Consider the following 13,004-nt stretch of genomic DNA (forward strand, 5'->3'; position numbering starts at 1 on the left):
CAGAATTGAACCAAGAGATTTTAGAATTTGTATGCCACACCGACGCGCACTTCGTTCGTTTTGAACTTGTCTTCAATCCCCACACCTTCGCCGAAATCGAAATCCTTTTTGCCGTAGTCGGTGTAACGGTATTCGAGACGAAGAATAAGATTGTCGGTCGCGGCATAATCCACGCCACCGCCAATGGTCCAACCGGTATAGGTCTTGCTCTCAGACACGGTGATCTCATCAACGCCATCGGTGAGGGAAACCGAATTCTTCACGCTGCCGAATGCTACACCGCCAGCAATGTAAGGCAGGAAGCGGTCAACTGCGTAACCCGCACGGGCACGGACAGCGCCGGACCAACGCAACTTGCTTTCCACTTCGCCCGTAATATCATCAACGGACCCGCTGTAGCTGTCCTTCAGGTTGTTGTAGCTGACGTCGCCATCAATGCCGAGAACGACATTGTTACCGAGATCGAAATTATAACCAGCATACAGACCGCCAACGAAGCCATCAGGCTTAACCTTGATGCCGCCTTCGAATTCAGACTTGCCCCAGCCATAACCGACCTGGCCACCGACATATGCACCGTTCCAGGTGAATGACGGAGCTGCAACAACCGGAACTGGTTCCTGGTCAACAATAGTGTCAGCGGCCTTCGCGCCGTTTATAGCAACGATTGCAACGGCAGATGCCAGTAAAAGAGACTTGATGTTCGTCATAACCCCATATCCATAAAATTGATTTCTAGTCACGTCTATAATGCTTGATCCGAGGATATCTATAGCACCGTTGCTGCAACCTTGCTGGAAACAGCAATTCAGCGCCACTATTTACGATGTTGTGCATGATGAATGTACAAAACCTCCAATTCCCTCATCATGCTTTTGTAGTAGCGATAAGCCATACTGGGCCAGCCTATTCTGATCAGACCAACGCATGGCATGATCGTGCGCCAATATAAGCTGCGAAGTCTTTTTCGCCCCTCCCTGCTCGCTAACATGGTACGGCTGATATTCGGAGCGACTTGATAATAATGCGCGATTTCCGCCACTCCGAACGGCTGACGCCGAAGCCATCTGTCGCGGAATCTGCGCAAGGTTTGCAATTCAAAGCAATCGTCAGGACGACCTTGCACTGCACAACAAGCGGTTGTTAGAAAGCAATGATCGAATTCATCGACTGGCGCTCTTGCATAGGTTCCGCAGGATACATCGCGCTCAAAATCTGAATTCAGTTCCGCCAGTGCTTTGGTATAGATTTTTTCGAAATCTTCGGTCGCCAGAGCTTGCCGCATGAAAGCGATCTTCATGGCATTCTGGCGTATCATGCCAGTTTCTATAATCACCGGGGACTGCTTTCGCAGAAAATGGGAAATCTGGTTGCCGATGGTATGATTGTCTATATCAAAAGAGGCATCCAAAAAGAATTCGGAAACGGGCGCATCTATTTTGCTGTATGCGTATGGCCCTCTAGCTCCCGGAGAGAACCATCCTTCCATGCGCACTGATTGTCCATTAGCTGCTGTTATTTGGAAATAGATCCGGTCTGTTTTGCGATGGCTGAGCCGCTTGTTTACAACGTCGTCTGCTTTATCCTTTCCGGCCCAGTAATAGAGATCGGATTTCCCTGATCGGAGCGTAACGACTGCCCTGTCGGTGTAGGCTAAAGCGGAAACATCGATCTTTCCGCCTATTATTTTGCTTCCTACGGTACGGAGTTCAATAGAAAACCCCAGTTCTGGTTCGAGAACAGTGCGGTCGGAACGCGAAACAGTGCCGTAATCAAACGTATGCACGATTTCGAGGGTTTCCGCCTTTGCTTCGCTTGAAGCGCTACGTTTACGCATCGGGATAACTTGTACATGCCAGTTTCCGCTCTGCTTTTCGACACTGCATGTGAAGTCGGCCAAGGCAAACTCAGGAAAGAACGATGTAGCCGCAGCCGCAGGGACTCCGGACAAAACAGTTCGTCTGGTGAACGTATACGACATCCTTTTCCCCTCTTTCATTGTCCAGGATTTTCTTGTGCTTGCAGTTTTTCGATGGCGTGCAACGAAGGAACATTGAAAACGAACGTCTGTTCATCCTTTACAGCCAGCAAAGTCTCGCCCGTCGAGGACATTCCGATGGAATAGGTGCCGCTATCGGACCAGGTAGCGACGGTTTTCATTCGCTCAAAATCCATCACCGCAAGCGAAGTGTCGCTGGCTTCGAATTTCGCGTTGAACGCGACATAGGGGCGCTCAGGATGGAATTCGAGTTGCAGGGGGATCATCGGAGCGCGGGTTTTCCGTGGACCTGACCAGTCACGCGTATGCCATACGCTCATCTGGTGACGATTGTCGAAAACCACGAGATGGCGGCTGTCGCGGCTTGCGCCCATCGCATGCGGCCAGTTTACCCCGCTCAGTCGTCGAAGCTCAGCAAGCGTTTGCGGATTCCACACAACGATTTCACGCATCTGGTGCTGACCGCTCACGATGGCGCTTCCATCGGGAAGCCATACGAGAGGCCCACCGATCCGAACCGGTCCCATCCGCGTTACAGAAACAAATTTCCGCGCCTCGATATCATAGAGTTTGAGGAAACCGTCAGCTGTAGAGAACGCGACCGCGTTCCCATCTGGTCGCCAGACCAGATCTATGATCTCCTGAGGCTCATGAAACTGCGCAACAACGTATCCAGATGCGGCATCGTAAATGTATATGGCTTCTGTTGTCTGGCCCGTCGCTTCCCGATAGCTGGAAATGGAGGCGATGTAGTCTCCGTCAGGTGAAAAACGGTAGCTCCGCCCACGGTAGAGGTTATGGTGTTTGACGTTGGCCCGCACATCCCAGATTTGAGGCGGTTCCTGACCAAGAACAGCGCGATAAGCATCAGGTGCGAAAGCACTTCCTTTCTGCGCCGGCGGCGGCGACAAAGCACTTTGAGTGCCTGCCACCAGAGGCCGGATTTCCACGCGTCGGTTTAATCTCCGGCTTTTGCGCTTTTCATTGGAAGCGACTGGATAGCGGATACCAAAGCCATTGACCTGTAAGCGAGACGGTTCAATACCATGTTTGTCGATGAAATAACGTTGTACCGCTCGCGCACGAAGGAGAGACAAGGCATCGTTGACCGCTACGCTTCCGGTTGCGTCTGCATGACCTTCGATTGACAGTGCGGCGTCCATGCTTCGCACCGACTTCAATATCTCGGCCGCCTTATCCAGAACGGTAGATGCTTCTGGCAAAAGGACATCGGAATCAAAGGCGAATGCAACGTCCACTTGCTTGTCGCGTCCGAAAACCAATTGCCATTCCAAAAGAAGAGAATCTGGAATCCGAGGCTCATACGGTTTCTTCTGCAGCGCCATTGCATTTTCGATCAAAGACGACTTCCAGGAGAGCCAATTTTCTGACGTGCTACCTGTAGACCGGATTTCATCGAGATGAACTTTGGCATCAGCGAATTGCTGGGCGGAAATCCTGTTTTCCGTCATTGCCTCTAGCAGATATTGGCGACGTACCGCCGACCACGGGAGAAGTAATTTTTCTCGATAGAATCCGTAGGCCTCATCAAAATTTCCATAAGATTGATGAGCTGTTCCAAACGACATGATCGAAGATAGGCGGCCCTCGTCGTGGGGGGCGAGCTTCAATGCGTCAAGTGCGAGCGCTGTTGCTTTGTCTAGGCGCGGCAGGAAATTGTAGTTCAGCCACGCAAGAGTATTTTTCAGGAAATAATTGTCCGGCAGAACACGCTGCGCTCCTTCCAGGAATGACTGTGCTCCATCGAAATCGTAGAGCGTCATAGCCAGAAATATTTCCTCAGCGACTTCTGCTGTCGGATGGATGGCGAAGCCTGCCTTGAGATATTCAACCGCATAGCGGTTTGCGCCAAGTTGATCTCGCAACATCCGGCCAACAAAGAAATAGGCCGAAGCTTCCCCACCTGGGCGTATCAAAGGCGACAGAGACTCCGATACATAGGCAAGCCGTTCGGCCTTCGGCATGGTGTCGTTCGAGAGTTTGTCACGCCGCAAGATAGCGAGTTTCTCGTAAACCTCGAAGGGCGCATCTTTGCCAATTGCATTCTGATAAAACTTTTCAGCTTCCGCATATCGTCCATCAGTCTCGGCATCGAGACCACGCACGAAATCGAAAGCATATTCCACATCCCCGATCTCTCGTTCCCATTGATTGAGAAAGTCCATCGCAGCTTTTTTGTCTGCAAATTTCTCCTTGCGCAGGAAAAACCCATTACGGACAAGGTCGGCGTCAAAGGGGGCCGTGGCGAGCGCTTTATCGTATAGATCACGCGCCGCCTCCGTCCGCGAGGCTTGCTCATGGGCGAGTGCGAGATTGGTGTAGGCGACGGTCAGTTCTGGATCGGTTGCGATTGCAGTCTCGTACAGCCTGATTTGTGTTTCTGTTCGCCCGTCTACACCCGCGATCCAAGCCGCTGAAAACAACCCTTCAGCGGTTTCTGGATGCGTGTCAGCCAAATGGCTGCGGATGATGGCCCGCTCCGCCGCGCTTGGTGTTTTCAGGCTGCGTTGCAGAAGATCGAACGGATTCTGGCCGGAATAGGATGGATGCTCCACCGCCAGCGACTGCGACAAGCCGCTTAGCAGGGAAACAAAACAGAAAAGAAAGCGAAGCGACATCATAGCTCCTGGACAAGAAATGCGGATATTGATGTGGGGCGTTTTGTTGGCTTGAACCTCTGCGGAATTTCCTGCAATTTGTTCCAGGCTTGGGATAGATCTGTTGAAGCGACGGGGGCGTCTGTGAGGCAGGTACGCGACAGAATTGTGGGAGGGGTATTGGATGCTGTCGAATTCGGAAGCGCAGATCAACGAACTGGTTGCTGGAATTTATGCGGCATTGCTTGGAGAACAAGACTGGCAAAGCTTTCTGGACAGACTGAACAATGTGACGCCAGGAGCGCTTTCCACGTTGTTCTTTCACGACTACAGAGCCAATATCGGTGCAGTGGCATATGTTTCTGGCGTTGAAGGGCGAGAACGCGCCCTCAATGATTACGAAGGCTATTACAGCAACCTCAATCCATGGATGAGGCGTGTCGCGGCCACTCCTGTTGGAAGAGGTATTGTCGGCGAGGAAATCATCTCCCGTGAAGAGTTTAACCGCAGCGAATATTACTCCGACTATATTCGTCCGAATGGACTTGAAACGGGAGTAGGCCTGACCCTTTTCAAGGACCAGAACTGCTACTTCCTGCTGAGCACGCTGACGGATGACACGGATATTGACCGCAATCTCGACCGTGCCAACGTGCTGACCCGAATTGCCCCGCATTTGCAGCGGGTGTTCCGTTATTACCGTTCTGGCGAGTTCCATACGGCCGCGATAGATTTCGGCAAGGGTATCGACATGGCGACCGGACTGGCCTTCATGTTGATCAACGAAGACCTCAGAGTGATCAAGGCCTCTGCTGTCGCCGAACTGGCGCTTTCCTCCGGCAAAGTAGCTGGGCTTGATCCACTGGGGCGCATCAGGTTCGCCAACCCGGATATTCAATCGGCCTTGCGCTCTTTGCTGGTTCGCCAGCAGGGCATCAGGGAAACGAAAGTCTTTAACGATCTTGGTTCGGGTGTTCGGTTCATCAGAATTGGCGGCAGTCCTGCAGTAGAGTTCTTTGCGGGTCCGATGGTGGCGGTCCTGATGGGAGAAGGATCGGCGGCTGGTCGTGTTTCCGGACTTGCGCAGATTGCTGCCAGTTATCGGCTGTCTCCGGCGGAAACGAGAGTCTTTGTTGGCATTGTGAATGGGTTGAGCCTGTCTGATATTGCCGATCAGTCCAACGTTACGAGGGAAACCGTACGATCCCAGCTCAAATCGATTTTCAGCAAGACTGGGGCTTCCAGTCAGATGGATCTCGTGCGGCTTGGTGCAAGCAGCGCTCCGTCGATATGATGGAGTCCGCCAATTTGAGCGAAACGCTTGGAGCAAACGGTTTCTATCCATCAGTCGTAAGCCGGATTTCGGTACCAACGTCCTGAACGATCAGATGTGAAAGCGCGACCATTGCTGTTGTACCGCAATCCCGGCACTTCGCAGCCTCTTGACGTCATGATGTAGCCGAGCTGGCATGAACCATAACGAACGTGGAGATTATGGTTTATTTCGGCTAGATTGGCGTTGGCTTGTGCAAACGCTCCGTTCAATGTCCGGCCAGTTCTATCGCAACCGGTCAGAACCATCGCAAAGAATATAGTCGTGAAGATAATGAGAGCGCTCATTACTATTCTTCCTTCAACGCTCTTACTATTTGGATGGAAAGTTCCCGCTGACGTTCTTCGAGTTCAGCTTTGAATTTCTCATAAGGTTCCATGAGCCTGCCGAAGGTGCCATCCAACTCCTCCTTTAACTCCGGACCGAGAAAATCCAGAGGCATCATCGCATAGACGACGTCATAACGATCCGAAATATAATCGAAGTATCTTATTTTTTCTTTCTGCAGACATGAGCGTTCCTCTACGAATGAGATGAATTCCACGCAAGTCTGCATTTTGGAATTGATAGGATATTTTGGTTCTGAATATGTATAAAGATCATAGCTAAGATGATCTGTCAGCCAACCTTTCATGGTTTTATAATATTTCGTTCCTTCAATGGTCTTCAATAGAGATACATAATCGTTAACGCATTCGAAGTAACTCTCCAGGTCTGCATCTATCTGAAGTTCACCACATTGAAAAGTTGGAAAGTTCTTTGGTTCGGCTATAGGCGTAGAGGATGTCGCTGCAACGTTGTGCTCAGGCATCGCGACCTGGATTGTGTCTGGCGTGACGGTTGCATCAACAGTTGATCCCGATTTGTTGACAATTTCCGTAATCGTTTTCCCTTCACTGCTGCGTCCTTCACCCAGCGCCACATATATTTGCGCAATCGCCTTTGCAGAGCCTCTCATGGCCATCATGTGCTGGAATGAGCCTGCATCGACAATGACGCGGTCGGCTCCCTGAAGATGGATGATGAAGGTGCGAGGCAATGTGAGCTGGATTATCCGCGCACTTGCCGTGGACGGCACGCCATTCTTGATCTCTGGAGGCAGACTGCCGAGCGGCTGCGGTTCCACATCAAGGGTCTCAATGCGATGCGGTCTGTTGCGAGTCTTATCCTCGTCGTAGACAGCGCGAAGCGTTATGCCGCCAGGCAATGGGAGATCATAGCCGGAAACAAGCAGAAGTCGCCATTGTCTGGATTTCGTGTCGAATGTCAGGGAACCGAACAGATCACTCGACCGATAGCGAGCGCCTGGCATCTGCTGATTGGATGTCTTGTCAAAAAACGTCCAGCCATCCGCAGGGAGAACTGATGCCGGACTGTTTCCCACAGGGAGAACGACCAGTAGGGTGCTGAAAATAGCGTTTAAGATCGGACCACGTATCACTCGTGACGCCAGCCTACCCGCAGCGCTCGCCGTAAGCGTTGAGAATCTTTGTGGAGTGTTCGGTATGATTCTTGTCACCATGATGCCAGTCCATTCCCGGCCAATATCGAGAAGAACAGCTTTGCACGGTCGTTCTTCTCGTTTGGGACCGTTCAGTGGTAATTTGGGGGAATTATGGATTTCCGAACGGTGTATAGGTTCCAGTGTCGCGTTGCCACCATTTGTAACGGCCAGTTCCGTTACACACCATGAAGCCCCAGCCATTTGGATATACCTCACCGGGGGCAGTGTTCAGATTTGTGAAGCACCCCCAACCGCCATGCGACTTTTCGAGGCAAACCCTGAAATCCTTCGGGCTGTCACCAATGTTTTTCAGCTTCACGGCGAAACTTTTCGAACTATTGCAGTTCTCACCCCAAGCAGTATCGTGCTTTACGATTTCTGCGTTTGCTGTCGCGCCCAAGGCCAACAGCGTTACAACTGCTAATGTTACTCGGTTCATGGTGTTGCCCTGTTTGAGTTGCTAGATAAATCTCCGGTGAGATGGCCTTTATTGCCGGAGAAAAACCTTGCAGCATCCCCTGTTCGGGGGATGGACGGCGATATAGGGCGTTGGTGCATGAAGGCGTTCAGATTTACTGAACTTAGAGAATTAGGCTTTAGCCGTTGACGTTTTCGTTTCGTCTTCGGGGTCTCGTTCATGCCTTTCAAACATAACGCTGCTCAACGCCATAAGATACCGCCGCAGAAGTTCAAGGTTATCAACTGGCCTGAGTATGATGCTGGTTTGCGCCAGCGTGGCAGCATCACTTTCTGGATCAGTGAAGATGCCATTGCGGGTTGGTCAGCCCCGCGCCGCACAACACCCGGTGGGCAGGCGCGCTATTCAGAACTGGCGATTGAAACATCTTTGATGTGCGGGCAGGTCTTCAATCAACCCTTGCGCCAGACTGAAGGCTTGATGATGTCTTTGTTGCAATTGATGGGCCTTGATCTGCCAGTCCCTGATCATACGACATTAAGCAGGCGCTGTGCCAGCTTGTCGTCTTTGAAGGCTCTGGGGCGGCACACTACAACCGCGCCTGATGAACCCATTCATGTTCTTGTCGACAGCACAGGATTGAAGATTTATGGCGCAGGCCAATGGCTTGAGGATAAGCATGGCAGCAAATCCCCCAGGAAATGGCGCAAACTGCATCTTGGCGTCGATGCTGACACAGGTGAAATTATCGCTGCAGTCCTGACCGATCAGAACAGCAGTGATAGCAGCCAATTCACAGCTTTGCTTGACCAGATTGACCAGCCCATCGCAAGCGTCACTGCTGATGGAGCTTATGACAGTGATGAAACCTACAGGTCTGCCCGCCAGCACAGTCCGGGTGTAAGCGTCATTGTTCCACCGCGGGCCCGACAATTAACAATGGACATGTATGGCCCACCGGATCAGCGGGACTGGCACACGCAAACAATCGCCGAGCATGGCCGGATGAAGTGGCAGGCCGTAACCGGTTATGGAAAACGGTCTCATGTGGAAACGGCCATGGGCCGGTATAAGTCCGTCAATCGCGACCGTCTTCGCTCACGCAAGTTTGCCAATCAGCAAACCGAAGTCAAACTCGGATGCCACATTCTCAATCGAATGCTGGCATCCGCACGCCCGGATTCCGTCCGTGTGAAAGAGTTAAGCCTGTAACCAAACATCAAAGACCCGAATCTGTCTATTATCGGCTTCATGCACCGACGCCCGTAAAAACATGCAAGAATCTTGACTGGCAATCATCGCATCGCGAGAGTTCCTGGTTGGCTGACAGTCCTGTTCCATTCTATACGACGAAGGCTGTTTTGATATGCCGGCCTTTCACGGCACAATAGATCAGAGCGCAAATAATCGTCGATCAATCATCCTGCAAATCATTTGATAAACGGTACTACTCTTGCGCCTCTGCGGATGATAACAACTGTCAAGGATCATCAGTTGTGAAAATGGTATGGCTCAGAAATCGGCTACCCTTAAAGATGTGGCGGCGCTGGCGAATGTATCGCGTGCCACTGCTGCGCGTGCACTTAACAGTTACGGTTATGTTGGTGATGAAACGGCGCAGCGGGTTCAGGCTGCTGCAGAGAAACTAGGATACAGAGGCAACCGATTGGCCCAGGCTCTGCGCAGCGGGCAGTTGCCAATCATTGGCTGTGTTCTGGGCGATATACAAAATCCCTTCTTTGCTAAAATTGCACATAATGTCGAAGTGCTGGCGCGAGAACAAGGCCATAATCTTATCATTGCGAGCAGTGAAGAGCATTTGAATCAGGAAAAATCACTGCTGGCCAGCCTGCAGTCGCTGAGCATTCGCGGTTTCATCGTGGCGCCGACATCAGCCGAAGACAGTTCGCATCTGCAACGTCTGATCGACGAAAACGTACCCCTGGTCCTCATCGATCGCGTAGCGCAGGGCGTCGAGTGCGACAGTGTTGTGGTCGACAATGAAGGTGGCGCGCGCAAGGCCATTGAATATCTGATCGAAATGGGGCATCGCGATATTGCGCTTTTGCACGATGATGCACGCATCTTCACGTCACGTGAGCGTTTCAACGGCTATAAGACTGCGTTACTTGCCCATGCCATCGAACCAAGTGAAAAATTGATCTGCGTTGCACAATCGACGGTGGAGCATGCTGTGGATGCAACCATACGTTTGTTCAGTCAAAGAAAGCCTCCAACGGCACTTTTTACCGTCGACAGCTTGATGACGCAGGGAGCGCTTTTAGCATTCCGATCGATGGGAATATCGATTCCCCACGATGTCTCTCTGATCGGTTTTGATGATTTCAATCTGGCGACTTTTACCGATCCACAGATCACGGTCATTGCCCAGCCGGTGTCGGAAATAGGTCGTGCTGCGGGCCGGCTTCTGCTAGAAAAAATAGCAGGAAAAAAGAGACCTCCAAAGAAAATAAGCTTTGAAACCAAGCTGATAGTCCGAGGTTCGGTCAGCCGTCGATGAGCCGACGAAGCTTGATTTTCTGCCTGCAAAAAAATTTCTGAAACCCACTTGCCACAAGAAAAATCTTGTGCGTTAAATAGATGTGAGATCGATCTCACATTGTCGTAACGACTTATAGGCGCAATATCGCTTCGGGATACTCTCGAGGTCTAAACTGCGCAAACGGGAAGGTAGTAATGCTCAACTTCGATAAAGATCGCTTTGTTAAAATACAAGACGGCGCGGTCGCAATTGCAGACGACGTACGCGCTTTGATGCGCAGGCTGCTCGATAATGGCCTAGAACGCATTTTCTTCATGGGAACGGGCGGCGTACAGTTTCTGACTCAGCCCGCAATCGAGATTGCCCGTAACGCAACCGTTTTCCCGGTGTCATCGGCATTTTCGGCACAAGTTGTTTTAGAAGCGCCTGCCGGGTTGGACGAAAAGGCGCTTGTCATTCTTCCATCCTTGTCCGGAACGACTAAGGAAAGCGTGCATCTTCTGGCGTTCTTGAAAAAGAAGGGCGTGAAAACGCTCTCTCTCACTGGTCACAAAGATACCCCCTTGGGCCTCGATGCGGATTACAACTTTACAAATTTTGCCGAAGACGACACGTCTTCGGAGTCGTTTTATCTGCAGACCCTCTTGATCATACTGTCGCTGCTCGCTGAGCGCGGCGAATTTCAAGACTTCGATGAAACCGTCTCCGAATTGAAGCGTCTGCCCGAACTACTAGTTTCGGTGAAGGAAAACTTTGAAGAAGGCGCTGCCGCACTGGCGCAGGAAATCAAGGACGAAAAATATCACATCTTTACCGGCGCTGGCACTTCATGGTCAGAAGCGCACTACTACGGGATGTGCATTCTTGAAGAAATGCAATGGATCCGTACACGTCCCGTTCATGCGTCCGATTTCTTCCATGGTACACTCGAACTGGTTGAGCCGGGCGTCAGCCTGTTCATATTCAAAGGTGAGGATGCATGTCGTCCATTGACGGACCGGGTTGAGAATTTCGCAAAGCGTTACACTGACAAGGTTCGTATTCTGGATGCTGCTTCTGCCAGTCTTCCGGGCATCTCACAAAAGACACGCAGCCTGATTTCTCCAATCATTCTGGCAACCATGCTTGAACGTCTGAGCGCGCATTTGGAAGTGCAACGTGACCACCCGTTGACCACGCGGCGCTATTACAAGCGTGTCGAGTACTAAGAGCTTTCCCCGATCCGGTTCTGCCGGGTCGGGTTACTGCATTCTGACGAAATAAAGAAAAATAGCTAAAAGAGAGGAACTTCGAGATGAAATGCAAAACGTTTTTGAACACAACAAGCCTTGCGTCACTTCTGATGTTTGGATTGTTAGCTGTCAACATAAATGCTGCTCTCGCCGATGATGGTGTCGTTGCACAACCTGATGCTCCCGTCGAATATTCTGGCACTTTAAGCATTTTGACGAAGTTCGGCCTTCAACAGCTATCCCCCTTCTTCGTCAATGCCGCTAAGGAATACGAGAAGCTTCACCCCGGCGTCAAAATTGAGCTTATTCAGGAAAGCGACGATAGCGTGAAGGGCAAAACCAAGGCCCTAGTCGCGTCTAACTCATTGCCAGATATCTACTTCAGCTGGACCGGGAGCTGGGGTGAGAACTTTGTGCGAGGCAATCGAGCTGTCGATCTGACCCAGATTATTGGCCCCGACACGCCATGGGGCAAACAGTTCGCCCATGCTGCCGTCAGCGCATTCCAGTATAATGGCAAATTATACGGTATTCCGCTTTATCTGGACGCAAAGTTCATGGGTTATAACAAGGCCCTCTTTGACAAGGCCGGTGTAGCGGAACCGAAGAGCTTCGATGAACTGATCAGTGCGTGCGCTGCCCTGCGTAAGTCCGGTGTAACGCCCATTTCGTTCGGTAACAAAGAAGGCTGGCCTGCTGTTCATTTTGCCGGACAATTGCTCGCCTATAACGTTCCGCAAGCGACGTTGGAAAAGGATTTCAACCCGAAGACGGCCGAATATTCGGATGCAGGCTATGTTGAAAGCCTGACACAGCTGAAAAAACTCATCGACGATTGTTCGGACGGCGCAGGTACAAATGGCTCATCCTATGCTTCGGCATTGCAGCAGTTCAGCAACGCCAAATCCGCAATGTACTATCAGGAAATTATTGAGTTTGATCAAAGCACGGCGGATGGCGCACTGAAGAAGGAAGAATTTGGCTTTTTTAAACTGCCGGCAGTAGAAGGCGCAAAAGGTGATGTAAAATCAATCGAAGGCGCACCTGAAGGCTATATGATTAATTCAGCGTCAAAGAATATTCCGCTAGCTGTGGATTTCATGAAGTTTATCACCTCGCCCGAAAACGGGAAGGTTTTGTCGGCCCCACCTTATGGGCAGCCAAGCGCCACTGTTGGCGGATATTCGGCTGAAAGCATGAACCCGTCTGTCGTTGAAGGTCTCAAGGTTATCGCGGATTCGTCTTATCTGATGCCGTGGCTTGATACGGCCAATCCACCGCGCGTTGCATCTGTCTGGCTTTCGGGCCTGCAAGCCCTGATTGGTGGATCCATGACACCGGAACAGGTCATGGAAAAGGTAAAAAAGGCTGCAGCCTCTTCCCGATAAGGATGTTAT

The 13,004-nt window shown here is 51.2% G+C and carries 11 protein-coding genes; 5 read left to right on the forward strand and 6 right to left on the reverse strand.

Annotated features, from left to right (window positions below):
- Positions 1 to 20: 20 nt before the first annotated feature.
- From RI570_RS19705 to RI570_RS19715, 3 genes are all read right to left on the reverse strand, one after another.
- Entirely contained in the window at positions 21 to 710 is a 690-nt protein-coding gene (locus RI570_RS19705) for a porin family protein (RefSeq protein WP_313830501.1), read from the reverse strand.
- Between the two features lie 107 nt (positions 711 to 817).
- A complete protein-coding gene (locus tag RI570_RS19710) occupies positions 818 to 1,981 on the reverse strand; it encodes a CFI-box-CTERM domain-containing protein (RefSeq protein WP_313830503.1) in 1,164 nt (387 codons plus the stop codon).
- A 14-nt stretch (positions 1,982 to 1,995) separates the two neighbouring features.
- Positions 1,996 to 4,830 (reverse strand): OmpA family protein, encoded by a 2,835-nt coding sequence (locus RI570_RS19715; RefSeq protein ID WP_313830505.1) that lies wholly within the window; start codon positions 4,828 to 4,830, stop codon positions 1,996 to 1,998.
- Between RI570_RS19715 and RI570_RS19720 the strand changes: the two genes are divergently transcribed.
- Positions 4,802 to 5,911, forward strand: coding sequence for a helix-turn-helix transcriptional regulator (locus tag RI570_RS19720; protein WP_313830506.1), 1,110 nt, complete (start codon positions 4,802 to 4,804; stop codon positions 5,909 to 5,911). The genes RI570_RS19715 and RI570_RS19720 overlap by 29 nt on opposite strands.
- A gap of 50 nt (positions 5,912 to 5,961) precedes the next feature.
- Here RI570_RS19720 and RI570_RS19725 read toward each other — a convergent pair whose 3' ends face one another.
- The 3 genes from RI570_RS19725 to RI570_RS19735 all read right to left on the reverse strand — a co-directional run bounded on the left by RI570_RS19725 (position 5,962) and on the right by RI570_RS19735 (position 7,893).
- A complete protein-coding gene (locus RI570_RS19725; protein WP_313830508.1) occupies positions 5,962 to 6,237 on the reverse strand; it encodes a hypothetical protein in 276 nt (91 codons plus the stop codon).
- 2 nt (positions 6,238 to 6,239) lie between these two features.
- Positions 6,240 to 7,472, reverse strand: coding sequence for a hypothetical protein (locus tag RI570_RS19730; protein WP_313830510.1), 1,233 nt, complete (start codon positions 7,470 to 7,472; stop codon positions 6,240 to 6,242).
- A 91-nt stretch (positions 7,473 to 7,563) separates the two neighbouring features.
- Complete coding sequence (locus tag RI570_RS19735) at positions 7,564 to 7,893, reverse strand: hypothetical protein (protein ID WP_313830512.1); 330 nt, start codon at positions 7,891 to 7,893, stop codon at positions 7,564 to 7,566.
- A 198-nt stretch (positions 7,894 to 8,091) separates the two neighbouring features.
- Between RI570_RS19735 and RI570_RS19740 the strand changes: the two genes are divergently transcribed.
- The 4 genes from RI570_RS19740 to RI570_RS19755 all read left to right on the forward strand — a co-directional run bounded on the left by RI570_RS19740 (position 8,092) and on the right by RI570_RS19755 (position 12,995).
- Positions 8,092 to 9,084, forward strand: a complete 993-nt coding sequence (locus RI570_RS19740) for an IS5 family transposase (RefSeq protein WP_313830514.1) — start codon at positions 8,092 to 8,094, stop codon at positions 9,082 to 9,084.
- A gap of 295 nt (positions 9,085 to 9,379) precedes the next feature.
- Positions 9,380 to 10,393 (forward strand): LacI family DNA-binding transcriptional regulator, encoded by a 1,014-nt coding sequence (locus tag RI570_RS19745; protein WP_313830516.1) that lies wholly within the window; start codon positions 9,380 to 9,382, stop codon positions 10,391 to 10,393.
- A 176-nt stretch (positions 10,394 to 10,569) separates the two neighbouring features.
- Positions 10,570 to 11,583, forward strand: coding sequence for an SIS domain-containing protein (locus tag RI570_RS19750; protein ID WP_140022741.1), 1,014 nt, complete (start codon positions 10,570 to 10,572; stop codon positions 11,581 to 11,583).
- A gap of 86 nt (positions 11,584 to 11,669) precedes the next feature.
- Positions 11,670 to 12,995 carry an ABC transporter substrate-binding protein gene (locus tag RI570_RS19755; protein WP_140022740.1) on the forward strand — a complete coding sequence of 442 codons (1,326 nt, stop codon included), beginning with the start codon at positions 11,670 to 11,672 and terminating at the stop codon, positions 12,993 to 12,995.
- Positions 12,996 to 13,004 lie beyond the last annotated feature (9 nt).

Source organism: Brucella pseudogrignonensis (assembly GCF_032190615.1).
Classification (GTDB): domain Bacteria; phylum Pseudomonadota; class Alphaproteobacteria; order Rhizobiales; family Rhizobiaceae; genus Brucella; species Brucella pseudogrignonensis_B.

Coding starts and splice junctions, on each gene's coding strand:
- RI570_RS19705 (WP_313830501.1), bottom strand. CDS start 710: ATGACGAACATCAAGTCTCTTTTACTGGCATCTGCCGTTGCAATCGTT.
- RI570_RS19710 (WP_313830503.1), bottom strand. CDS start 1,981: ATGTCGTATACGTTCACCAGACGAACTGTTTTGTCCGGAGTCCCTGCG.
- RI570_RS19720 (WP_313830506.1), top strand. CDS start 4,802: ATGCTGTCGAATTCGGAAGCGCAGATCAACGAACTGGTTGCTGGAATT.
- RI570_RS19725 (WP_313830508.1), bottom strand. CDS start 6,237: ATGAGCGCTCTCATTATCTTCACGACTATATTCTTTGCGATGGTTCTG.
- RI570_RS19730 (WP_313830510.1), bottom strand. CDS start 7,472: ATGGTGACAAGAATCATACCGAACACTCCACAAAGATTCTCAACGCTT.
- RI570_RS19735 (WP_313830512.1), bottom strand. CDS start 7,893: ATGAACCGAGTAACATTAGCAGTTGTAACGCTGTTGGCCTTGGGCGCG.
- RI570_RS19740 (WP_313830514.1), top strand. CDS start 8,092: ATGCCTTTCAAACATAACGCTGCTCAACGCCATAAGATACCGCCGCAG.
- RI570_RS19745 (WP_313830516.1), top strand. CDS start 9,380: ATGGCTCAGAAATCGGCTACCCTTAAAGATGTGGCGGCGCTGGCGAAT.
- RI570_RS19750 (WP_140022741.1), top strand. CDS start 10,570: ATGCTCAACTTCGATAAAGATCGCTTTGTTAAAATACAAGACGGCGCG.
- RI570_RS19755 (WP_140022740.1), top strand. CDS start 11,670: ATGAAATGCAAAACGTTTTTGAACACAACAAGCCTTGCGTCACTTCTG.